This window comes from Prosthecobacter sp. (genome assembly GCF_044232965.1).
In the GTDB taxonomy this organism is placed as follows: domain Bacteria; phylum Verrucomicrobiota; class Verrucomicrobiia; order Verrucomicrobiales; family Verrucomicrobiaceae; genus Prosthecobacter.
The window spans coordinates 16,979-39,063 of the sequence record NZ_JBIIKX010000057.1 but is presented as its reverse complement, the minus strand read 5'-3'; the positions used below and the strand labels follow the sequence as shown (position 1 = coordinate 39,063).

The following is a 22,085-nucleotide window of genomic DNA, read 5'->3' as shown; positions in this document are numbered from 1 at the left end:
GGGAATCGGCAAGGTTGCGGACAACGGTCGTTCCGGCTTTGACTAAGGCATGAGTTTCGACCTGCTGGCCCCGCATTACCGCTGGATGGAGCTGCTGTGCGCTGGAGAGAAGCTGCAACGCTGCCGCACTGCCTTCCTGAACGCGATTCCAGCGCCGGAGCACGCGCTGGTGTATGGCGAGGGCAACGGGCGCTTCCTCGCCGCGCTGTGCCGCCGCTTTCCAATGACGCAGGTGACGGTGGTGGAAGCGAGCGCGGTGATGATCGCGCTCGCTCAGGCACGACTGCGGCGGTCAGGGCTGGAGAATGCGGTGGTGACGTTCGTTCACGCGGATGCGCTCGAATGGCAGCCGCCCGCCGCACACTTCGATTTGATCGTCACCTGCTTCTTCTTCGACTGCTTTCGGGAGGATCAATTGCAGTGTTTGATCCCCCGCATCGCTGGCGCGGCCCAAAAAAAGGCGCATTGGCTGGTGGCGGATTTCAAAATCGCCGACTCAGGCTGGCGGCGGCTGCGCAGCCAACTGATCGTACGTTTCCTCTATGCGTTTTTCCGCCGCGTGACGCGGCTGCCTGCGCGTTCCTTGGTGCCGCTTGAGCCGTTGTTAGGCGCGGCGAGATTCATGCTCGTGCAACGCTTGGAGCAGGATCATGGCCTGTTGTTCAGCGACTGCTGGCGTCGTGGGGAGAATACGTCTCAGGCGCATCGCATAACATGTGCACTCGATGCCAAGATGCGTGGATCAATGCGGACGCGTGTGTGCTTTTATTCAGGCATGGACCACAAACCACACTCCCAAAACCGGTGGTTGCTTGCGCTTGGTGTTAGCGCATTGGCAACCGTGTCTCTCTCGAATGCCAACGCAGGCACCGCCGTCCCTGCGAAGAATCCCGCTCCAGTCGAGGCAGACTGGAAGGTGAACACCATCGCGCCGGTGACGAACCCGATCTTCTTCGAAGACCCGGTGATCCGCTCGGAAGTCCGGCCGATCTTCATCTATCACACGCTGGACAACAACTTCATCACCGGCGGTGGTCATGCCACGCTCTACGCGCTGCAGATCCGCTACGCGCTGACGGATCGCCTCGCGCTCATCGCGACCCAGGACGGTCACTTTGACATCGACTCCCCCGGTCTCAACGTGGACGGCTGGATGGACTTGGCCGCAGGCTTTAAGTACGCGCTGATCGACGACGCGGCGCATCAGTTCATCCTCACTCCCGGCCTCACCTTCCACATCCCGACGGGCGACCGCGAGATCTTCCAGGGCCGTGGTGGCGGCGAGTTCAACCCGTTCGTCTCCTTCTCGAAGGGATTCGGTGATCTGCACTTCACGGGCAACGTCGGCCTGCGCATTCCCGTCACCAACAACGAGCAGAACCTGATGGCCCACTACAGCCTGATGGTGGACTACTACACCTGCCGCTGGTTCATCCCGTTCGCCACGGTGAACTTCTGGACCAACCTCAACGATGGCAACAACATCGGCCTGCGCAGCAACGGCTACGATGTGGTCAACTTCGGCGCGAACAATGTGAACGGCGTGACCCAGGGCACGGTCGGTTTCGGCTTCCGCAGCCGTGTTCATGAGAATGTCGATCTCGGCTTCGCTTATGAGATCGCCATGATCCGTCCCTATGGTCTGACGAACAACCGCGTGACCGTGGACATGTGCATCCGCTTCTAAGTTTCAGGGCAGAGTCAAGTTAGTTGGGTTTAGGCGTGAAACGCACGGGGACGAAAGTTCCCGTGCGTTTCTGTTGTTGTTCATGCCGCCGCCTGCATCTTGGCGGCCCTGACCCATGAAATCCACCCCCTCCTACCGCGCCGCCGCCGTGCTGGCGCTCGCCCTCAGTCTGACCGCCGCCGCGCAGGAAAAGCCGCAGGAGCCGGTGGTGCCGGCCGAAATCGTCGAATTGAACGGCTTCGGCAGCGACGAGCCCGTCGCACGCACGGACGAACCGACGCGTGGTGTCATCCGCGTGAGTCCGCAAGAGCTGCAGCACATGACCGCCGCGCACTGGGAGCAGTATGACTGCACCAAGTTCACCACAAAGCGCTGGGGCAAGTATGAGGTGCGGGTCACCTACACGCTGCGTCATGCCAACCTCGGCTCGCAGTTCCGCTTCGGGGACAAGTCGCTGAAAAAGAACCTCACGGCCTCCAGCCAGCCCAAGACGGCCGTGTACGGCGAGGTGTACATCGAAAAGCCCGGCACCTATCCCTTCGTGCTCTACATCGCCTCCACCGGCGCGGAATCTGGTCTCAAAATCAAGGAAATCAGCTTCGTGCCCGCGCCTGAAGGCCCCGCCCCCGAACCGGCCGCCGATGGCAGCCTCGTGCTGGAGGCGAAAAGCGCCACGACTTGGTCCGAAACCATGCGCTACGAGCCGAAACCGGAGAAAAACTGTCTTGGCTTCTGGAGCGATGAAAACGACTTCGCCGAGTGGAATTTCGACATCGCCAAACCCGGCCGCTACAAAGTCGCCGTGGTGCATGGCTGCGCCAGCGGCAACGAGGGCAGCGAGGTGGCCGTGAAACATGACAGCCAGGAACTGAAATTCACCACGCAGGACACCGGCGGTTTCCAAAAGTGGAAGGAAGTGCCCGTGGGTGAGATCGAAATCAAAACGGCCGGCCCGCAGCGCCTCGTCATCGACCCCGTGAACAAGGTCAAAACGGCCGTGCTGGACGTTCACAAGGTCGTGCTCACGCCCGCAGGTTGAACGAATGCATGGACTGCTCCCGCACGCCCACCCGTGACCCGGAGACTTGGCTGGACCTCGCGCCAGAGTTCTCGCAGGCCATGGCGCGACAGGTGCGGGCCTGGATTCAGCGCTGGGAGCCGGATCTCACAGAATCCATCAAGTGGCACATGCTCTGTTTCAGCGGGCGGAAGCTGGTCTGCGGCCTCAGCGCCTGCCAGAGGCACCTCGGCATCACCTTCTTTCGCGGCACGGAGCTGCGCGAGATCACCAAACTGTTCACGGGTGGTGAGGCAAACACGAGCATTCAGAGCATCCGCGTCACCAGGCCGGATCAACTCGACGCGCAGGCGTTTCGCCGCCTGTTGCACGCGGCGGTGGCCCTGGATGCCGACGAATCAGCCAAACCGCCGCCAGCCAAACAACGCGAGGAATGGCCGATGCCGCCCGTGCTGGCCAAGGCGCTGAAAAAGAACCCCAAGGCCGCCGCATTCTTCCAAGCCCTCAAACTGACCTATCAGCGCGAGTACAAGGTCTGGATCAGCACCGCGAAGCAGGAGGACACCATCCAGCGCCGCCTGAATGAAACGATCCGCGCTCTCGCCGCCGGGAAAAAGTGGATTCAGCGGCGTGAGGCGTGACCGGTGGGTCAGGGCATGGCGTTAGCGATCATTCGTAGTGCGCCACGTTCGGACGAATGAGATGGAGTGTCTTCTGAATGCCCTGGCGCGGCTTGTTATGCTTCTTCGATTAGTGTTGCGACTTCGCTGGGCAGAAACGAATCAGCACCGCAAGCAGCAGGGTCAATCTCCTCAAAGAGTCTCCGGAAGTGTTCGTGTGGCTGCGTATGAATGATTAGAAGTGCTTCGGCCAATTGGGGGACGCTGGAGGCGACCAACCGACGAGACCTGAATGCATCGTCATGATCGACCATGAAAACCTTCCCTGATTCTTCGGTATCGATGCACAGGGGGTTGCCGGCTCCATCCGATCCCAAGGTGTGGTATCGACTCAAGAAATTGGTATCGATGCCGGCGACACCCTCGAGCCTCCATACCGAGATCAAGGTTGGGAGGCCCTTGCCTACCTTGTCGAAGCACAGAAATGGTGCGCAACTCGTGGGCATGCCGGCCTCGACCAAGAACCGCGCCGAGTCCTCAGGAATCTGTGCTAGAACCTGAACCTCGGGAGGACACAGGGTCAACAGCAAGTCATCGCGGATGAACTCGGGTTCGTTGGCTACGACCTCTTCCTGCCATCGCGTCACGAATGTTTCTGGTTTCAGCATAACAGGTGATTTATCGACAGAAGCGTTGTTTTGTCAGCAGCTTTATCTCCGACAGGAATGTTGCTTTGCGACGGGATTTTGAATTCATACCGTCGCTGGTGAGCCTCACGGGCCGCGAACTCGTCTGTCCTGGGCGTGAAATATGAGTCAAGCATGCCGCTTGCTGCCTGGGACCACTGCGCTAGCCTCAGGGCATGGCCTCTTTCCGTCCCCCCGCCCTGCCTGATGGCGTACAATTCAAACTCAACTCGCGTCTGATCCTCTTTGGCGTCGGCGCTTTGTTCGTCGTCATTGGCTTGTTTTCCGGCATTTACCAGGTGCCAGCAAATTCCGTGGCCGTGCTGCAACGCTTCGGTGGTTATTTGAAGACCGTGCCGCCCGGCCTGCACTTCAAACTGCCCTGGGGCATCGACACCGCCACGCTCGTCGAGGTGCAGCGCCAGCAGAAGCTGGAGTTCGGCACCGCCACACAAGGGGCCACGAATTTTTACCAGTACACCGAATTCGAGGAGCAGCAGCAGGAGAAAAACATGGTCACTGGCGACCTGAACGCCATCCTCGTCGAGTGGGAGGTGCAGTACCACGTCGAGGATCCGGTGGCCTACACCTTCCACTTCCGCGAACCTCTCGCCACCCTGCGCGATCTCGCCGAGGCCGTCATGCGCGAGGTCGTGGGTGACCGCACCGTCGATGAGGTGCTCACCATTGGCCGCCAGGAAATGGAGCAGAAGGGCCTGGAGCGCCTGCGCACGCTCGTCGATGGCCTGAACATGGGCCTGCGCATCGATCTCATCCAGCTCGGCAACGTGAACCCGCCTGCCATGGTGAAAGCCAGCTTCAACGAGGTCAACAGCGCCCAGCAGGAGAAAGAATCCGCCATCAACCAGGCCAGCGGCGAGTACAACCGCGTCGTGCCCAAGGCGCGCGGCGAGGCCGTGCAGAAAGTCAGCGCCGCCGAAGGGTACGCCACCAAGCGCATCAACGAGGCCGAGGGTGATGCCTCGCGCTTCAACGCCCTGCTCGCCGAATACAAAAAAGCGCCCGAGGTCACCAAGAAGCGCATGTACCTCGAAACCATGAGCGAGATCCTGCCCACCGTGCCCGGGAAAATCATCCTGGATGAAAACGCCTCGTCCTTCCTCCCGCTCATGAACCTGCGCCAGCCTGCGCCGCAAGAAACGCCCGTCCCCGCCGCCCGATGAAATCCACCATCACTCTCATTGTCTCGCTCGTGCTCTTCATCGTGCTGAGCTCCGGCTTCTACACCGTGGATGAAACCGAGCAGGTCATCATCACCCAGTTCGGCATGCCCGTGGGGGAGCCGGTGGTCAACGCCGGCCTGCATTGGAAAACGCCCTTCATCCAGACTGTCAACCGCATCGAAAACCGCGTGCTGGAGTGGGATGGCGAGGCCACACCCATGACCACCAAGAACAAGGTCTTCGTCATGATCGACGCCTTCGCACGCTGGGAGATCGCTGATCCGCTCATCTTTTACCGCCAGCTCACGGATGAAACACGCGCCCTCTCCCGCCTCAACGGCATCATCGGCAGCGAGATGCGCATCGTCATCGCCAAGCACGACTTCATCGAGGCCGTGCGCAGCACCAAAGATCGCAAGGTCGTGCGCGACGGCCCCGCGCCGGACGCCGGCGCCGCCATCTCCACCGCCGAGGCGCGCATCGGGGTCCTGCCCGCCATCAGCAAAGGCCGCGGCGAGCTGGAGGCCGAGATCTTCGCCAACGCCGCGCCGAAAGTGAAGGAACTCGGCATCCGCCTGCTCGACGTGCGCCTCAAGCGCATCGACTACGATCCCTCCGTCAGCCATTCCATCTACCAGCGCATGATCAGCGAGCGCCAGCAGATCGCCGATCGCTACCGCTCCGAAGGCGCGGGCGAGGCGGCCAAGATCAATGGCGAGCGCGAGCGCGATCTCGCCACCATCGAGTCCGAATCCTACCGCAAGGTGCAGGAACTCGAAGGAACCGCCGACGCCAAGGCCACCGAGATCTACGCCAAGGCCTACAACCAGACCCCCGACGCCGCGCAGTTGTTTGAGTTCAAGCAGACGATGGAAGCCTACAAAAAGCTCATCACCAGCGACACCACGATGGTCTTTACCACCGACAGCGAGCTGTTCCGTTATTTGAAATCCAGCAACCCTCAGGCCAAAGCCGCCGCCGGAGCCAGCGTGGAGATCACTCCCTTGAACAAGCTGCCAACACTGCTTGAGGTGGGGCGGTAGGGCTAGTGGTTCATCACATCAAGATTGATGGGCAGTGGGCGTGTTGGTGCCTTCGGTGGAGCGCACTTGCTGCGCGGCGTGCGCCCGATTCCATGGATGAGGACGACGGTGTCGGCTGGCTGGGACGAGCTTGCAGGCATGGCAAATCAGTGATTAAACACAAAGACGTATGCCACATGAACTCAGTCACTCCATGGACAAGGCTTCTTCTTTACGTTCTCGAAATGATGTGTTCGGCAAAATGCGCTGAACTTTACTGATCCTCGCTGGCAGTTCTCTGCCTGACATTTCTTGGCGATGTTCTCAGGGCCAAAGAAGTCATAATACTCCCGATCTGTGACAGGCATCTTATTCTTGGGAGGTGGCGGCGCGAGTTTACGCGCGAGTTCCTGCGGAGCTTCGCGAAGTGACGCCTCGTTGTATCGTTGCCAGAGGGACTCTAGACGGCTTGGATCTTTATCAGTGACGGCGAATTGGCTCATGTCTGGCTGCAATTCTGCATCCACCCACGCGATCAGTTCTTCAATTACTGCCAAGCAATCTTTAGCTCCAATCTTCCGAAGCAATATCACATACTCTCGAAGCATGGTAAGGCCATAATCCAACAGGAAATTGTCCCAGTGGCCGTCACAACATATGCCCACGTCGTTTTCCTCGACGGTATCTACCTCATATTGTGTCAGCGAGTTTGCCTTTGCCATTGCACCATGCTTCCAACAATCAAAGACGAGATCAATGATTAAACAAGAAAGCTGGTGAGTTGATCAGGGCCCAGGCCAAGTCCTGCGCGGCGGTGAGGCGTTTATTGGTGAGCTGTTTGGCGCTCAGGTCGCTGTCGCGGCGGAGTTGGATGAGTTTGGGGTCGAGGACGATGGGCTTCTGGGTGTCCATGTGCTTCGCCTCCAACGCCAGCAACTGCGGGTCGGCCGGCAAGGGAGTTTTCGCGGCGGCCAATGCTTTCTTCTGCGATTGGTAATCGCGGAGCTGATTCAAGAAGTGGGCGTTGAGGTCGGCGGTTTGCTCGGGGGTGCGTTTCATCGCTTTGACGGCGTCGGCGACGGTTTTGGGGACGCCGAATCGGATGGTGGGGCTGGTGGTGACCCAGAGGCGGAAGCGGCCGGGATTGTATTTGCCGTTCTGGAAGTTGCTGGTCATCTGGATGCTGAAACTGGTGCCGCCTTCGTTGCTGACGGGCTTCTCGAAGCTGAAGATGGCCTCGTGACGGAAACCGCCGTCGGGGCTGACGGCCCAGCCGCGGTCGCGATTGCCTTTTTTGAGGGCCTCGGTGACGGGGAAGTTGGCCTGCTCGAAGTCGGCTTTGGGGTTTTTGAGCGTTTGGGCGACGCCGGAGCCGCGTTTGCGTTTCGCGTCGGCGGCATCGGTGGTGACGACGAGTTCGCCGAGGACGAAATTGCCATCGGGAGCGGTGCCGGGGCCGTTGGAGGGCAGGCGGTCATCGGGCAGCATTTCGAGTTTGATGCCGGTGATGCCTTGCAGGTCGGATTTGCCGAGGAGGAGGTAGTTTCCGGCGCTTTGCTTGCCTTCGGGCAGCGAGGTGGCGAGGAAGCTGCCATCAGGGAGGCGTTCGAGCTTTTCTACGCCGCCGGCGCGTTGGACCTTGAGATCGAGCAACTGCCATTCGGTGGTGAGATCGAGGTAGTTTTCCCACTTCGGCTGATTGGCAGGCGCGGTGTCAAAGGCGGCCTTCACTTTGGCTTCGGCGGCTTTGATGGCGGCCTGGCGTGCGGCTTCCTTTTTGGCGACTTCGGGGGCGATTTTGGCTTTGTAGGCCGTGAGTTCGGTTTCAGCGGCTTTGATGGCCAAAACGCGATCCTGCTCGGCTTTGGCGATGACGGGCTTTTGCTCGACTTCCTTGGCCTGGAGCGTGGCGGCGAGGGTTTTGTGCTCGGCATCGAGTCCGGCCATGCTTTCGAGCGCGGCGCTGATTTCCTTCTCGGTCGCGTGACGGTTGAGGATGCGCATGAAGACGGCGTCGATGAGCTGTTTGTCGTCTTTGATCTCGGCGGTGAGTTTCGCGATGGCGTTGTTCGAGTCGCTGATGGCATCACCGACGGTTGGGCCGCTCATGAGGGCCATGACGGGGCCGAGATTGACGTCGTTGCTGCGTTCGCACTCGCAGACGCTTTCGCGGGCCGGGCGGCCGAAGTTGGTGAGGAAGCCGTCTTGCAGTTTGATCTGCGCATCGGCCAAAGCGGCGGCGCGGGTGCCTTTGGGCACGCCGGGGATGTTTGGCATGCTGCCGGTGACGGCGAAGACGGAGTCAAAGAGCACCTCGGCGGGCAGGCGGCGGGCTTTGGCGTGGCTGTAGTTCGTTTTGTCGTCCTCGTTCCATTTGTTCGTGCTGAGGCTGAGATTGTAGGTGCGGCTGGTGGCGACGAGTTTCATCAGGTGGCGCACGTTGAAGCCGCTCTGGATGAATTCGTTCGTGAGGTATTGCAGCAGCTCGGGATTGCTCGGCGGATTGCCGGCGCGGATGTCGTCGAGCGGCTCGATGACGCCGGTGCCGGTGAGGTAGCCCCAGATGCGGTTCGCGTAGCTCATGGCGAAGTAGTCGTTCTCTGGGCTGGTCATCCAGGTGGCAAACTGGTCGCGGCGGGTGGTGGCGGCCTTGCTGACGAGTTCGGTGTCATACGGCACTTTCGGCGCGACGGGTTTGTTCGTGCGGAGGTGGAGCACATCGCCGTCTTTTTTGTCGGCGACGATTTCATACAGCGGCTTCGCGCCTTCGACTGCGGTGCCGCCGATGGTGGCTCCTTTGGCCTGCGGATCGCCTTTGAGGTCGATCTGGGCAAAGTAGGACGCGGTTTCGTAATACTGATCCATCGTCCACTTCTCGAAGGGATGGTCGTGGCATTTGTTGCAGTTGAATCGCGTGGCCAGGAACAGGTGCGTGGTGTTTTCGACGAGTTCTTCCGGTGTGCGCACCGTTTTGAAGTAAGCGGCGGCGGGATTGTCTTTGTTTGAGCCGGTGGCGGTGACGATGCGATACGCAAAGCGGTCATACGGCGTGTTGTCGGTGACTTGCTGCTTGATCCAAGCCCGCAGGCTGATAGCGCCTTCGCTGCCGAGTGTTTTCGAGTTCACCTGGAGCATGTCGGCCCATTTGTTGGCCCAGTGTTCGACGAAGTCCGGATTGCCGATGAGCTTATCGACGACCTCGCCGCGCTTCGTGCGGGTGTCGCGTTTGTCGGCGATGAAAGCGGCGACTTCCTCGGGCTTTGGCGGCAGGCCGGTGAGGTCGAGGTGGATGCGGCGGAGGAAGTCCTCATCGCTGCACAGGCCGCTTGGCTCGATCTTCATGCGCTGCCATTTGGCGGCGACGAGTTCATCGATCTTGTTCCAGGTTTCCGGCTGCTTCCACGCGAAGCCGGTGCGATCACCCATCACGGTGATGGTGGTGGCGGCGTAAGCGCCTTCAAAGCGAGCGAGGATCGGTGCCTCGCCGCGACGCAGGCTCGTCATGAGGCCTTTTTTGTCGGCTTCAATGACATCGCCATTGCCGCTTTCGAGGAAGGCCTCGGCGGTGACGTCTTTGACATAACCATCGGCATATCGGGCGATCACGCGGAGCTGCTGACGGCCACCGATGCGCTCGATGACGGGATTTTTCGGCGACAGTTCGATGCTAGTCACTCGCGGCGTGGCGAGGTTCACCTTTGCGCCCTGACTGATCCAGGCTTTGAGCGATTCGTAGTATAGCTCGCCCGGCACGGTGAGCTGGCCGCCCTCATGCGGCACGGCACCGCTCGCTTTGAGCAGCATGAGCGAATGCTCCGGCGAGGCGACGTTCGCACGGCGGCTGGCGAGTTCGTCGGCATAGGCGAGCACGTCGTAAATCGGATCGTAACCTCGCAGCGAGAGCTTGAAGCCCGCTTTGCCTTCCTTTGCGCCGTGGCAGGTGCCTTGATTGCAACCGAGCTTCGACGTGATGGGCATGATGTCGCGGACGTAATCCGGCTTCAGCGCCACATTGAGGCCGCTGACATTCGCGGGCACGCTGGCGGTGCGGCCCATGAAGCTGATGTTGATCGCGGTGGCACCGTCTTTGTCGGGACGAATCATGCCGCGTGAGTCGATCTTCACCACGTCGCCTTTCGCGGCGGTGATTTTCGCCATGCGGGTGACATCGGCACGCGTGCCGTCGCTCATCTTCGCGGTGATGAGGATTTGCGCATACTCGGTGGGCTTGCCGATTTTGATGTTCGCGGGCTCGACCTCGATGGAGGCCACGGTGGGGCCGGTGTGCAGCGTTTCGACCTTGTCGTCCTTTTTCACGTCCACACGCACGGTGTCGTCCGCGATCACGTCGCTGGCGGCGAGCACTTTTTCCTTCACGAGCGGCACGGAGGTGAATTCCTTCGCGATCTTGCCCGTGGCGGTGTCGATGAGGCGGATCTGACCATCCTGACCCGCTGCGGCGATCGTTTTGCCATCAGGCGAGAAGGTCACGCTGAACACCCCGCTCGCCAGCGGCGTGCTGCTGAGCTGCTTCACGTCTTTGACGATCCAGTCGTCGAGTTCCTTGCCTTTGCCGTTCACGGTTTCGACGATCTTCTTCACCGCGTCGGGCATGGTGCTGTCGTATTCGCTGCTATAAATGTTCACCGCGCCGGTTCCTTCAAACGAGGCACCCGCGACGATGCGCTTGCCATCCGGTGCGAAATCGACGCCGAAGATGCGGCCCTGCATCGCGGGGAATTTGCGAATGAGGTTCGCATTGTCGCCGATGACTCGCTTCGTGAGGCGCTCCATGCGGTAGATCGCGGGCACGCCGTCGGTGCCGCCGATGAGCACTTCGTTGCGCTGCGGATGCCGAGCGAGCACCTGCACGCCGCCTTTGAGTGCGCCGGGCGTGATGGAGGTGACGTTATCGACGAAGCGCATCGTGGCGACCTCGGTGAGCTTCACGCTCATGTCGCGACCGCAGGACACGACGTGCTTGCCATCCACGCCCCACACGGTGTCGAGCACCCAATCGCTGTGGCCGCCCATGAAGAGCGTTTCCTTGCCCGTGGCGGTATCGATGGCCCGCACGGCATTGTCGGCGCAGCCAAACGCGAGCTGCTTGCCATCGGGCGACCAGCTCGCGCCGTAGATGGTGTCAAACGTGAGCGATTTGGACAGCTCGAGCTTCTTCGCCGCCACGTCCCAGATTTGGATCTCGCCCATGCGTGCCGGGCTGCCGCCGGTGACCGCGATCTTTTTGCCATCCGGCGACCACGCGAGCTTCTGAATGCGCTCCGCGAGTCCCACGAGCCGCGCCACGATGCCGCTGCCGTCCGCCTTGTGAATCAAGACCTCATGATAACCCGCCACCGCGATCATCGCGCCATCCGGCGAATACTCGACCGACGTGACCGCCGGCGCGGTGACATACACCGGCGGATGCGCCATGTCGTATTGCGCCTTCGCCGTCGCGGGCGTGTCGTCCTTCGCGCCCTCATTGATCCAGCGCTCGATCAGCGCGATCTGCGTCGCGTGCAGCGCATCGGCCTTCTGCGGCATCTCCGCCTTGCCATGCGCATCCGGTTTGATGAGCTTCAGCAAATTCGACTCCGCCGCCTTGCCGGGCACCACAGCCACCGCCTCCTCGCCGCCCTTCAGCAAGGCCGCGAACTCCGTCATGATGTAATCGCCCTTCTTCTTCGCCGGCTGATGGCAGCCATTGCACTGCGCCTGGAAGATCGGGCGGATGTGTTTGTAAAACGACACCGGCTTGGATGGATCGATGCCCTCATCTTTCTTCGGAGCCTGCGCAGAGGCAGACACAGCAGACAAAACGAGCGCGGCAGTGAGGAGACGATTCTTCATGGCAATGGAGGGCTTGGGGCCGCAAAAAACGGGTGCTGAGGCGCAATCCTTGCGTCAGGAGCTTGTCAGGGCGGGATTGTGCATGCCGCGAGGCGGGGATGGACGTGAAAACCGCTCCCTGCTTGCCCCGGCGTCCCCCCTCCGCATCATGAGCGGCTCTGATGCCTTCCGAAACTCTCAGCACCCGACTCAGCCGCAGCGTCTCGGCGGATTTTTTCCGGCCGTTGGCGCGGCCTTCGGCACCGGTGTATGTGGATTGTGCGGATCGGTTGATTGATGAGGCGGGCGAGGCAGGAAGGCTTTCGCAGCGGGAGACGATTGAGATCATCAAGGAAGTCATCGCGCGGCATCCGTTGTCGCTGCTGGCGGAGGATGAGGGCGCGGCGCTGCGGGATGCGCGGCAGCGGGCGGGGCAGTTTTTCAATCGCCTCATCGCGGCGGGCTGGTTGGAAGATCAGACACTCGGGCTGCATGAGCGCTGGGCGGTGATCACGCCGGGGCTGCGGCCGCTGCTGCGCATGCTGCGGGACCTCGCGGAGGATCGCGTGGCGGAGCTCAAAACGTTCGCGGACACGCTGCGCGGGCTTTGCCAGACGCTGGAGGAGCGCGGCGTGCTCGATCCGCAGATCCAGCCGCCCGATCAGCTCCGCTCGACCATCACCGACCTCACGCAGCGACTGGAGCGGGCGATCGAGCAACTGCATGCGGTGGAAAAAATCGTCACTGGCTTTGAGCAGCGCCAAAGGCAGACCGCCACGGCCGCCGACACGCTGAATCTGCTTTATGAGGAGTTCGGCCAAGGGCAGCACATGGTCTGCTACGATGCGCTGCGTCGCGGCGGACTGCTCACGCGCATCGAAAACGCCCGCAGTGCCGTTTCCGAGTGCCACGACGACCCGCTCATGCGCGAGCGCCTCGCCAGCGGCCTGCGCGAGCACTACGGCTATGACGACGCCGATTCCTACGACCACGCCGTGGCGATGCTCACGCGGCTGGAGCGCGATCTCGGCGGCCTGAAACGCCGCGCGGAGGCCATCGACCTGCGAATGGCAGCTTTCAACCGCCTCAGCCAGCAGCGTTACCGTTACCAGACGGAGCTGCGAGGTCGCCGGCCCGAGATCATCAAAGCCTACTGCGATGCGATCAATGCCGCGCATGCAGGCGGTCGCTTCTCCGAGTTCGCCGGTCAAAGCGCCGACTTCGCGCCGCGCTGTGTGGAGACGCGTTTCTTCTTCGGCACCGAGTCGCTCTACAAGCCGCGGCGCACGAAATCGCCTGTCGATCTGCGTTTTGGCGAAACCGGTGCCTCGAAGCAAAGCGAGGACGAGGTGCTCGCCGCATGGAAAGAGCGCCAGCGCCTCGCCCTCACGCCGCAACGTGCCGCACGACTCGTGGCGAAGCTTTTGCCTTCCAAAGGACGCACCACCAGCACCGAGGACATCACCCTCGAAACCATCGACGACCTGCTCGATCTACTCGCCACCGTGGCCTACGAGCACGCGCCTGCTCTCGCCGGCAAACGCATCCGCTGGAGCGTGGACGGCCTCCGCCGCCGCAACGGCCTCGAACCGCACATTTTGGAGCACGACGAGATCGCCGGGCATCGCGTGGAGCGGTTCGCGATCACAAGAGAAGGTTGAGCAAACCCAGCACCACGCCATCATCGCCGCCCCCATGACCTCCGCCCCCTCCGATCCGCTTTGGCCGCGCTCCTTTTGGAGCGACGTGCCGGATTCGGATCGCGCGGCGCTGCGGGAGGTGCTGGCGGAGTTGCTGGGGCGTGGGGTGCTGCTCGGCGATGAGGGCGGCGGGCGGGAGCTGTATCTGCTGGCCCGCGACCACTACCGCACGCATGTGGAGGATTACCTCGCGCCGCTGGCGCTGGAGTTGATCGTCGATGAGGAGCGCTCGCTGCTGCAGGCGAGGCCGCGCACGGAGTCGTGCCTGCTGTTGGGCCGTTTTGACAAGGACGAGACGCTCGTGCTGCTGGCGCTGTGGCGGCTTTACGATGATGAAATCAGCACCGGCAGCCAGGAGGCGGTCATCGTGACCGTGGACCAGCTCTGGGCCGCGCTGAAGGTGTACTTCGACAAGATCAGCACGCCGGAAAAATCGCAGATCGAGGCTTGCCTGGCCCGCATCCGCCGTCATCGCCTCATCCGCACACTGAAGCCGGAAGGCATGACCCAGCTTGGCGAGATGCAGATCGAGATTTTGCCCTCGCTGGCCCGCGTGATCCCGTTCGAAGACATCGCCGCGTGGCAGCAGCGCGTGGAGCAGTATCAGCCGGTCAAAGACAGCGCGGAAGACGGGGAGGTGGCCGCATGAGCGCTCCGCGCATCACCTTGAGCCGCATCCTCGCGGTGAACTGGTATGGCTACCGACAGTTCATCGACGTCTCCGGCCTCTCGCTCATCACCGGCGCGAATGGCAGCGGCAAGAGCGCGCTGCTCGATCTCATCCAGTTCGTCATGCTCGGCGAGCAGCAGAGCAAGTTTAACAAAGCCGCCGCCGGTGCGGGCAGTGGTCGCTCACTGCGCGGCTACTGCCTGTGCGACACGAACACGACCGGCCGCGATGGCGCGGAGCGCTACCTGCGGCCGAGCAGCGTCACGCTCGCCGCGCTGGAGTTCACCTGGCCGCTGCAATCGGGTGAAAGCGAGCCGCGACGCGAGACCTGGGGCGCACGCATCGAGTATGAAAGCCCCACGGCGAAGCCTTCGACGATCTGGTTCCGCACCGGACGCCGCCTCGCGTGGCAGGATTTTCTCAACAGTGACGCCGGACCGCAGGCGATGCAATTCCTGCCCGAGGATGAATTCCGCACCCGCGTGAAGCGCGAGCTCGACGGCGATGTGTGGGACCGCCAGCAGACCTACCGCGATGAGATGGCGCTGCGCAGCCACCTCGGCTTTGACGCCGAGCAGATGGCGAAGACACTGCCGCGCGCGATGGCCTTCGAGCCGGAGAGCAACTTCGAAAAATTCGTGCGCGAGTTCCTGCTCGAGCCTGGCATGCCGGATGTGAAGGCGGTGAAGGCCAGCGTCGATGCGCATCGCCGGGCGCAGGAGCGGCTGGAGAAAATGTACGACCAGCTCGAGCACCTGAAGCGCATCTCCGCGCATCATCAGGACTGGCTCACGTCGAAACGCGAGTCCGCGCTCTACTCGCACCTCAGCGATGCTTTGAAGCACGAGGAAGCCCTCGAAGGCCTCAACCGCCGCCGCGCCGAACTCGAAGACAAACGCGCCGAGCACGCCGAGAACCTGCAGGCGCACGAACAGGCCATCCGCGAGCGCGAACGCCTCGAACACGCTGAGGAATCCGCCCGCGCCGCGCTGGGTGACAAAGCTTTCAAGCTCGAAGAGATCGATCGCCGCCGCCGCGAGCTCGACAGCGAGATCGAGCGGCTCAACGCGGCCTCCAGCAGCCTGCATGATCGCATTCGCGCTCATCTGCGCCGCTGGCAGGATTGGCAGCTCCACGCGTCGCGGCTTGGCCTGCAAAATCTCGACGAAGCCTCTGCCGCCATCTCCGCGATGCAGAGCAAGGACGAGGGCAAGGCGCTCGCCGCCGCACGCGATACCGCGCGTGCCTACATGCGGCTGAAGGACGAGGCGAACGAGCAGCTCCAGCCCGTGCTCGCCCGTCTCAGTGAGCATGAGCTGCGCAAGGCCGCGCTGCACAAGGACCTCGCGCAGCTCCGCGAAGGCCACGTCACACCCTCTCCACTGCTCAATGCCCTGCTTTCCCGCGGACAAAAAGCTGTCGCGCTCGGTCGCGTGGTCGAGGTGAAGGCCAGCGCCGAAAAATGGTGGCCGCTCATCGAGACCGTGCTCGGCATCCATCGCCGCGCCGTCATTCCCGAGGACTTCCGCGCCGCGTGGGATCAGGCGCAGCAGACGCAGAATCCGCACGAGCCGCTCATTCATCCCGAGGAAGCCGCGCAAACCAACACGAAGGTCCTAAAAGGCTCGCTGCGTGAGATGGTGGAGACCAAACACGATCTCGCCGGCAAGGTGCTCGATCATCTGCTCGGCGGCCTCGTCGCCGTGAACAAGGCCGCGCAGCTCGACAAGCATGAGCGGGCGATTTCGCTCGATGGCTGGCTCAAAGATCCGCCGCGTCGTGTGAAGCTCACGCCTGAAAAAGAGCTCACGCTCGGCGAGGAAGGCCTGCGCCGCCTCCGCGACCTGCGTGAGAACGAGCTTCGCGAGACCGATGCCGTCATCGAGGAAGTGCGCAGCGATTGCGATGACCTCCGCGCGTTTTTAAACCGCGGTGCTGAAGGCCATCTCGACCGCTTCACCGCGCCGGAAGGTGCCGATGAGGTCCAGCGCCTGCCCAAACTGCGCGAAGAGCTTCGCGAGCTGCAGGAAACCTGGAACCTCCTCGCCACGCCGGATCATGAGAAGGCCATGGAAAACCTCCGCGTGCAAAAAGCCACGCTCAAAGGCATCCACGAACGCATCGGCAGCCTCAAGACGGCCATCACTGCTTTCACGCTCGAGCAATCGCGACTCGAAGAAGCCATCCAGGAGGATGTGTTTCAGGAGGAGCAGACCCGCATCGCCCGCCAGGCCTCGCGCATGCTCGTGCATGGCTTTTCCGACGACGAGATCACCACGCGCATCAGCGCCGAGCGTCAAAAGGCCACGAGCTGGCGCAAATCCATCGAAATGGCCGCCGCGCTTGCCATTCAGCTCGACACCCGAGCCCAGGAGGCACGCCGTCTGCGCGATGAGCAACGTCGCGAGCTCGTCACCGTGCACGCCGACCTCGGCGATGCCCTCGATGCCGATGCGGAGGACAACGCCGCCTTTGACCAGCGCCGCGAGGATCTCGAAACGCATGAGCTGGAGCGCTTCAAAACCGCCGCCGATGAAGCGCGGAAGGAATGGGAGGATCGTTTGCAGCATCAGGTGCTCGACGTGCTGCGTGAAAAGCTCAGCGAGGCCGACCGCACCAAGCGCGAGCTGAACCGCGCCATGGATCACGAGATCGGCGGCTGGCGCTACCAGCTCACCAGCCGTGCCGACAAGGCCCACAGCGCCATCTGGACGCTCGTCGAAAAAGGCCTCCCCAGCGGCAGCGAGATGGAACTCTTCAACGCCGCCGGCCGCGAGGACATCGAGCGGGCCAAGGCCGAGCTCATGGCCGCCATCGACGCCGCCGACAACCCCGAGGACAAGCGCCACCAGCGCATGCTCGACTACCGCTACTACCACCACTGGGACATCGAAGCCAAGCCCGCTGGTCGTGGCGATGCCGCCGCCATCAGCCTCAACAAGAGCGCCAAGAAACAAAGCGGTGGTGAAAACCAGGCGCCCTTCTTCGTCGCCACGCTCGCCGCCTTCCGCCGCGTGTATGACCTCGGCCGCCGCGAGGAGCAGCAGAATCTCGGCCTCGTCGTCATGGACGAAGCCTTCAGCAAACTCAGCGGCGACCGCATCGACGACTGCCTCGCCCTCGCCCGCAACTTCGGCCTCCAGCTCATCATGGCCTTCCCCGAAGACCGTCTCCCCACCATGTTCCAACACGCCGACACCGTGGTCCAATGCCGCGTCGAACGCAGCTACGACGAAGCCACCGAGCAGATCCAAAACATCGAAAACTGGGTCGTGCGAGTGGAGGGCTCCAGGCTCGCGGAATTGATGGAGTGAAAGTGATGCGGGCACTCCTGCCCGCAGTCGCACGATTCCCATTGCGGGCAGGAGTGCCCGCATCACTCATCATCCATGCGCTGGCTCCAAACCCTGCATGAACAATGGATGACCGCCCGGAAGCGGCGGGTGGAGGCATCGGTGCGGGCGTTTCGGCGGGATTGGGAAACGCTGCTCGATGACGCGGGCCTCACTTCTGCGGAAGAACGTCAGGCCGCCCGGCGAGATGCCGAGAAGCTGCCGCTGAAACTCATCCCCTTCCGCCACAAGCCGCGATTCATCGACAAAATCGAAGTCCCCCTCGAATCCGAAGCCTGGCTGCATGCCCAGTTTGGCTCGCAAACTGGCGCGGAAGCTCAACAAGCCGCTTTGGCCGTGGTGGAGCAGTTTTCAGCCAAAAGCCATCCGCTGCTTCCCGAGGCCTGGACCGCTCTGTTGAGCCGTTTGAAGGCCGAATTTGCCCTTCCGCATGCCGTGGAGCCGTTTCGATGGAGCGAGGCCAATCGCGTCGAAGAGCTTTTGAAGCTGCTTTTCGACCTCACCGCCCGCGAATGGCCCGAAGGCACGTTGATTCGCGATGCGAGCACGCAAATCGGCCGCGACTCCAAATACCTCGAAGCGCAGCAAGGCTTCATCGAGCGTGCGCTGGAGCTGCTGCTCGGCCGCGAGACGCCGCTGGAGGCGCTCGGCATTCAGACAAGCAATAGCGTCTTGCATTACAGCGGCCCGCTTGTGCTGCACTTCGCCGATCATAGCAAGCCGCTCGACCTCCGCTTCGAGTCCACGCTCTCTGTCGCCGAGCTGGAGCGTGCCACGCACCTCACCACGACCGCGCAGCGACTCCTGACCGTCGAGAATCGCAAAACCACCTTCCTCCAGCTCACGCGTGCCGATGTCACACGCAGCACGCTCATCGTCGCCACCTCGTTCCCGACACAGGCCGTGCGTCTCCTCCTGCAAAAACTGCCACCCGACCTCCCCCACCATCACTTCGGCGACACCGATCCCGCCGGCTGGGACATCCTCCGCAAACTCCGCGAGGTCTCCGGCCGCGCCGTGCACCCCTTCCACATGCGCTGGCGTCCGCATGCCAACGCATCACCCCTCACCCAACGTGACCAGCAAATTCTCGCGCGATTGCTCACCAATCCAAGGATGGAGGATTGCCGTGACGAACTCAAGACAATGCACGATGCAGGCACCAAGGGTGATTTCGAGCAGGAGTCGCTGGGAAGGCCGGTTGTGGATAGATGGCCGTTTTATGCGTGAGGGCGGAGCATCATCCAGGCAAACAGGGCACATGGAATGAGGAACACCGCCCAGCCGGGCCAGGCCATGCGGCCGGGTGGTTGAGGGCGTGGATAGTCGGGTGTGACGCCGGCGGCGAGCATGCGGTCGTAGAGATGGGGATGGACCATGTTGTTGCCGCGCATGACGGCGGGAAGCTGATTGGCTTGGTATATTTTCTCTAAAGCACGGGCGTAGATGGCGGGATCGACGCTGCCTTGGATGGCGGCGTCATCGGCGTGATGCTCCATGCGGCGGGCGATGCGTTTGGCGAGTTTAAGCAGGAGAAAAACGATGCCAATCAGGCCATACAACCCGAGGATGCCAAACTGATGCATGACCGGATGGATGAAGGTGATGAGCATCAAGGAGAGCACTGGAATGAGCCTGGAGAGCCGCACAGCGAGATTTTCCCGCAGGTGGGCCAACTCGTGCAGGATGATGCTCCGCAGTTCGTCGTCGGTCAGGACTTCGAGGACACGGGAGGTGAAAACCAGGCTGCGCAGGTAAATGAGCGCAGCGGCACGGGCGAGGGGCGATTCACCGTAGTACACGCGCCAGGGCTTGAGGCCCGTCTGCGCTGCCATTTCATCCACGAGGCGTTCGAGACGCAGATCGGGTGACTTTTTGGCTTTGAGGAAGAGATAGAGCAGCGGCAACCAAAAGCCGGTGATGATGACGATCACAGCGAGTGTGCCGAGGGAGAATCGCAGCCAGTCGTGCGGCAGCATTTCATTGGGCATCGTGTGCAGCAGCCAGATGAAGATGGCCAGCATGCCGAACTGCACGAGCACCTGCCAGAAGGTCTCGTACAGCCAAGTGAGGAAGCGGTAACGCGGCTCGATTTCGCGGGTGGAAACGAAGCTGGCCAACAAATACCCTGGGATGACAGGCCAGAAACTAGCGGAGTCATCGCCCGGAAGTCCGAACAGCCTTGGCAGGATGATGGCGGAGATGATGCAGGCAAAGACGACACCGACTAGAACTCGTCTTGCGGGCCAGAGCAGCCGGGCGCGTTCCGTCCAGTGGGCACCCTGGCTGTTGCGCCAGGGAATCAATGCGAGATGCATCACGATTATGGTGATCAAAGTCGCGCCGAGGCCGGAGGAGAGGGCAAGCTGCCAGTAGGGATCCATTCGTGCATCGAAACCGAGAAACGGCAGCGCTGTCAATTCTGCTGACCAGACACCGGTTGACCCGGACTCTTCGAGAGCGGACGATGCCGCATGGCTGCCCCCACCGACCGCACGCACACGATTGCTGTTTTCTGCGACTTTGAAAACCTGGCCATCGGGGTGCGGGACGCGAAGTATGACAAGTTCGACATGAACAAGGTGCTCGACCGCCTGCTACTGAAGGGCAGCATCGTGGTGAAGAAGGCCTACTGCGACTGGGACCGCTACAAGAGCTTCAAGGCGGCGGTGCATGAGGCGTCGTTTGAGCTGATCGAGATCCCGCATGTGCGGCAGTCGGGCAAGAATTCGGCGGATATCCGTATGGTCGTGGACGCGCTCGATCTCTGCTACACCAAGCCGCATGTCGATACCTTCGCCATCGTCAGCGGTGACTCGGATTTCTCACCTCTCGTGAGCAAGCTGCGCGAGAACAACAAGACCGTGATCGGCGTGGGCGTGAAGCAGTCCACCAGCGGCCTGTTCATCGACAATTGCGACGAGTTCATCTTCTACGACGACCTCGTGCGCGAGGAGGAGAAGACGAAGACGCGCCTCGCACGCGCCAAACCGGCCCCATCAACGGCCAAACCGACCACGCAGGAGCGGAAACCCGGTGGTGATCCCGAGAAGGCGATCCAGCTCGTGGTGGAGACCGTTGAGGCGATGCTCGGACGCAGCGGCAGCGACACGGTGTGGGCCGGGCCGGTCAAACAGGCCATCCGCCGCCGTCAGCCGCAGTTTGACGAGCGCTTTTATGGCTTCAGCACCTTTAGCGCCTTGCTGGAGGCGGCGGCGGAGCGCAATCTCATGAAGCTGGAGAAGAACGAGAACGGCTACCGCATCAAGGTGTCGGCGTCGGAGGAATAGGTGCCAAACGCCCCAACAAAACCCCGGTCCGTGACTAAACGCGGAGCCGGGGGTGATGAAAGCAAGTGCCTGAAGGCGGCGGAACTACGCGCTGCGCTTCTGGTAGTACTGCTGATAGACGTTTTCGTTGAGGCGCAGCCTGGAGCGCAGGGCGTCCACGGCGGCAGGAGCGCCGCTGAACTGGATGTTCACGAAGTGACCGGCCTCGACGTGGCGTGGGTTGAAGGGGAACTTGCGTTTGCCCATGTTGTCGATCTGCTCGAGCTTCAGACCGGCTTTTTCCATGTCCTTGCTGATGGTGCTGACGAGGGAGTCAACGGTTTCTTCTTTGCCTTTGGTGTCGAGCACGATGAGTGCCTCGTATTTGCGGTTCATAGGATGATGCGGGTTGCGGGGTTTAGGATTCAGGTTGTCGGTTGAAGACATTCATGGCGGCATCCAGGCCGCGATCAATGGTGGAAAGCACCGCGTCGGCGGCGCGCTGGATGACGGTTTGCAGCGCTGGCAGCTCCTCGGCGCGAAATTTGCCGAGCACATGGCCCACCATGCGTTCGCCAGCAGGACGACCGTCAGCGGGGGCGATGCCGACCTTCAGGCGCGGGAATTCATCGCTGCCGAAGGCAGAGATGAGGGAGCGGATGCCGTTGTGGCCCGCCGCAGAGCCGCTGGTGCGGAAACGCAGGCGTCCAAGCGAGAGATCGACGTCGTCGTAAACCACGAGCGTCTGCGCGGGCGTGGTCTTGTAGAAATGACCGACGGCCTGGGCGGAACGACCGCTGTCGTTCATGAAGGTGAGCGGCTTGAGCAGATGACCGCCGTTGAACTTCGCCACGAGGCCGGTCCAGCGCTTTTCCTCGCGGAAAGCGGTCCCCAGGCGTCGCGCGATTTCGTCCAGCACCATAAATCCAATGTTGTGACGTGTGTCGCGGTAGGTTTCTCCGGGATTGCCGAGGCCGACAATGAGGCGCGGCGCATTTAAGCCGCTGCTCGTTGAATCCGCGCCGGAAGCCACATCGTGGAAAA

At 61.9% G+C, this 22,085-nt stretch carries 16 protein-coding genes; 10 read left to right on the top strand and 6 right to left on the bottom strand.

Annotated features, from left to right (window positions below):
* Positions 1-49: 49 nt before the first annotated feature.
* The 3 genes from ACILSI_RS20005 (at position 50) to ACILSI_RS19995 (ending at position 3,346) form a co-directional block, all read left to right on the top strand.
* Positions 50-1,687, top strand: a complete 1,638-nt coding sequence (locus ACILSI_RS20005) for a class I SAM-dependent methyltransferase (protein ID WP_395723682.1) — start codon at positions 50-52, stop codon at positions 1,685-1,687.
* Positions 1,688-1,802: 115 nt separating this feature from the next.
* Positions 1,803-2,726 (top strand): DUF5077 domain-containing protein, encoded by a 924-nt coding sequence (locus tag ACILSI_RS20000; RefSeq protein ID WP_395723681.1) that lies wholly within the window; start codon positions 1,803-1,805, stop codon positions 2,724-2,726.
* 8 nt (positions 2,727-2,734) lie between these two features.
* Positions 2,735-3,346 carry a YdeI/OmpD-associated family protein gene (locus ACILSI_RS19995; protein ID WP_395723680.1) on the top strand — a complete coding sequence of 204 codons (612 nt, stop codon included), beginning with the start codon at positions 2,735-2,737 and terminating at the stop codon, positions 3,344-3,346.
* Positions 3,347-3,441: 95 nt separating this feature from the next.
* Here the strand turns inward: ACILSI_RS19995 and ACILSI_RS19990 are convergent, their stop codons facing one another.
* Positions 3,442-3,993: an SUKH-4 family immunity protein gene (locus tag ACILSI_RS19990; RefSeq protein ID WP_395723679.1), complete on the bottom strand. Its 552-nt coding sequence runs from the start codon at positions 3,991-3,993 to the stop codon at positions 3,442-3,444.
* A gap of 194 nt (positions 3,994-4,187) precedes the next feature.
* Here ACILSI_RS19990 and hflK point away from each other — a divergent pair, with 194 nt between their 5' ends.
* Entirely contained in the window at positions 4,188-5,195 is a 1,008-nt protein-coding gene (hflK, locus tag ACILSI_RS19985; RefSeq protein WP_395723678.1) for an FtsH protease activity modulator HflK, read from the top strand.
* Entirely contained in the window at positions 5,192-6,238 is a 1,047-nt protein-coding gene (gene hflC, locus ACILSI_RS19980; protein WP_395723677.1) for a protease modulator HflC, read from the top strand. The genes hflK and hflC overlap by 4 nt, the downstream gene beginning before the upstream one ends.
* Before the next feature lie 182 nt (positions 6,239-6,420).
* Here the strand turns inward: hflC and ACILSI_RS19975 are convergent, their stop codons facing one another.
* Together ACILSI_RS19975 and ACILSI_RS19970 are read right to left on the bottom strand one after the other, a co-directional pair.
* Positions 6,421-6,939, bottom strand: a complete 519-nt coding sequence (locus tag ACILSI_RS19975) for a hypothetical protein (RefSeq protein WP_395723676.1) — start codon at positions 6,937-6,939, stop codon at positions 6,421-6,423.
* A gap of 31 nt (positions 6,940-6,970) precedes the next feature.
* A complete protein-coding gene (locus ACILSI_RS19970; RefSeq protein ID WP_395723675.1) occupies positions 6,971-12,070 on the bottom strand; it encodes a DUF1549 domain-containing protein in 5,100 nt (1,699 codons plus the stop codon).
* A gap of 161 nt (positions 12,071-12,231) precedes the next feature.
* On the opposite strand from ACILSI_RS19970, the gene ACILSI_RS19965 reads away from it, so the two are divergent.
* The 4 genes from ACILSI_RS19965 to ACILSI_RS19950 all read left to right on the top strand — a co-directional run bounded on the left by ACILSI_RS19965 (position 12,232) and on the right by ACILSI_RS19950 (position 19,002).
* Entirely contained in the window at positions 12,232-13,710 is a 1,479-nt protein-coding gene (locus ACILSI_RS19965) for a Wadjet anti-phage system protein JetA family protein (RefSeq protein WP_395723674.1), read from the top strand.
* 34 nt (positions 13,711-13,744) lie between these two features.
* Positions 13,745-14,398: a DUF4194 domain-containing protein gene (locus ACILSI_RS19960; protein ID WP_395723673.1), complete on the top strand. Its 654-nt coding sequence runs from the start codon at positions 13,745-13,747 to the stop codon at positions 14,396-14,398.
* The gene (locus ACILSI_RS19955) at positions 14,395-17,733 is read left to right on the top strand and encodes an SbcC/MukB-like Walker B domain-containing protein (RefSeq protein WP_395723672.1); all 3,339 of its coding nucleotides are present in this window, start codon (positions 14,395-14,397) and stop codon (positions 17,731-17,733) included. The genes ACILSI_RS19960 and ACILSI_RS19955 overlap by 4 nt, the downstream gene beginning before the upstream one ends.
* A 75-nt stretch (positions 17,734-17,808) precedes the next feature.
* On the top strand, positions 17,809-19,002 hold the full coding sequence (locus tag ACILSI_RS19950) for a Wadjet anti-phage system protein JetD domain-containing protein (RefSeq protein WP_395723671.1): 1,194 nt from the start codon (positions 17,809-17,811) through the stop codon (positions 19,000-19,002).
* Here ACILSI_RS19950 and ACILSI_RS19945 read toward each other — a convergent pair.
* On the bottom strand, positions 18,993-20,156 hold the full coding sequence (locus ACILSI_RS19945; RefSeq protein WP_395723670.1) for a M48 family metallopeptidase: 1,164 nt from the start codon (positions 20,154-20,156) through the stop codon (positions 18,993-18,995). The genes ACILSI_RS19950 and ACILSI_RS19945 overlap by 10 nt on opposite strands.
* 90 nt (positions 20,157-20,246) lie before the next feature.
* On the opposite strand from ACILSI_RS19945, the gene ACILSI_RS19940 reads away from it, so the two are divergent.
* A complete protein-coding gene (locus ACILSI_RS19940; RefSeq protein WP_395723669.1) occupies positions 20,247-21,062 on the top strand; it encodes an NYN domain-containing protein in 816 nt (271 codons plus the stop codon).
* 84 nt (positions 21,063-21,146) lie between these two features.
* Here the strand turns inward: ACILSI_RS19940 and ACILSI_RS19935 are convergent, their stop codons facing one another.
* Together ACILSI_RS19935 and pth are read right to left on the bottom strand one after the other, a co-directional pair.
* Positions 21,147-21,488 (bottom strand): 30S ribosomal protein S6, encoded by a 342-nt coding sequence (locus ACILSI_RS19935; RefSeq protein WP_395723668.1) that lies wholly within the window; start codon positions 21,486-21,488, stop codon positions 21,147-21,149.
* Complete coding sequence (gene pth, locus ACILSI_RS19930; RefSeq protein WP_395723667.1) at positions 21,460-22,074, bottom strand: aminoacyl-tRNA hydrolase; 615 nt, start codon at positions 22,072-22,074, stop codon at positions 21,460-21,462. Before pth ends, ACILSI_RS19935 begins: the two co-directional genes overlap by 29 nt.
* Between the last annotated feature and the right edge of the window lie 11 nt (positions 22,075-22,085).